Raw genomic sequence first — 1417 nt, 5'->3', positions numbered from 1 at the left:
TTTTCCAGATCCTTGGTTTGGCTGTGTATCAGTCTGCCGCAGCGATACCATTTCGCTTCCAGACGGTGCGGGAAGTCGTCTTCATCAAAATGGCTTATGGTAACGAATGCGCTGATTTCGTCTCCGGGAACAAAATCATGCTTCTCGGCTTTGATGCTGCTGTTCTCTCCCTGACGCACAAAATCATTGTCGGTTATCTGCACGCGGTAGTCTGCGGCATAAACCCACATCGGCAATGCTGCCAACAGTACGGCGGCTAAGTGTGCTTTCGCTTTCATGATGCACATCTCCCTTTTGAGGTTTTGTTTCGGTTGTTAAACAATCTTTGCTGTCTTTATTTTATTTTGTTTCAACATTTTATTCCGTTTCGGCGGTGATTTCCACGCGCCGGTTCGGGGCTAAGCATTCTTTCAATTCCGGACGCGGCAAGGCGGCGGAACATTGTTTAACGGGTTTGCTTTCACCGCCGCCTGCGGTGTTGATTAAATAGGCGGGTATGCCGTTTTCTGCCATGATTTGTTTTACGGTCTCGGCACGGCGTTCGGATAAGGCTTGGTTGTAGCTGTCGTTGCCCAAATAGTCGGTGTAGCCGGTTACGGTGATGCGGCGAAGATGATTGCCCGGGTATTGGGTGGCGATTTGACGGGTGATGGCGCGGATTTGCTGTGCGCCGTCGTCATACATTTCATGGCGGCCGCTGCCGTTGAAATGGAATAAGGCATCGCCCGACAACACAAAGGCGGCGGGAACGGTGATGGCGGCGGGCGAGGTTTGTCCTTGGCAGGATACGGTTCTGCCGTTTTTATCGTTTACTTGGTAGTTGGTGCTGCCAACGGGTTGGTTGTCGGCAAAAATGTCCACTCTGCCGCTGCCGGCGATTTGCTCGGTGCTGTTAATCCAGAACCAGGCGTGGTGCAATCCGCGTTTGAAGTGGCTGTTGATGGTGTCCAGCGGTTTGCTTTGCTGATAAATCAGCTGGCCGCAGTGATACCAGTTCGCTTGCAGGGTTTTGGGGGCGGTGCTGCTGTTAAAGTCGCTGATGGTTACAAACGCGTTGACGCTGCTGCCTGCTTTAAAATTTTGGTAGGTGTTGCTGATGCGGCTCAATTCGCTTTGGCTGATGCTGCGGCTTTCGGTGGTTTGTACGCGGTAATCAACGGCATACGCCGTGCCGCTGAATAAGCAAGCCAAGCAACAGGCGGCGGCAAGTGTGTTGATTTTCATGGGGTCTTATCCTTGCTGTTAATTGCTGTTTATTTAAAAAGGGGTTCTGTTGTTGTCTTTTTAATGCTGTTTTGCTTTTAAGGCAACCTGTTTTGTAATCAGGCAGCCTATGCACTTTCAGGCAGCCTATGCACTTTCAGGCAGCCTATGCACTTTCAGGCAGCCTATGCACTTTCAGGCAGCCTATGCACTT

The 1417-nt window shown here is 51.0% G+C and carries 2 protein-coding genes; both read right to left on the bottom strand.

Annotated elements, in window-relative coordinates:
* The coding region (locus Q384_RS12460; RefSeq protein ID WP_037588742.1) for a hypothetical protein at positions 1 to 278 on the bottom strand (278 nt) is incomplete at its 3' end.
* Positions 279 to 357: 79 nt separating this feature from the next.
* Positions 358 to 1224: an OmpA family protein gene (locus Q384_RS14210; RefSeq protein WP_051941061.1), complete on the bottom strand. Its 867-nt coding sequence runs from the start codon at positions 1222 to 1224 to the stop codon at positions 358 to 360.
* Positions 1225 to 1417 lie beyond the last annotated feature (193 nt).

The organism is Stenoxybacter acetivorans DSM 19021 (assembly GCF_000745895.1).
GTDB classification, from domain to species: domain Bacteria; phylum Pseudomonadota; class Gammaproteobacteria; order Burkholderiales; family Neisseriaceae; genus Stenoxybacter; species Stenoxybacter acetivorans.
Note: the sequence above shows the minus strand (reverse complement) of the source record. Positions and strands in the feature narration are given on the sequence as shown.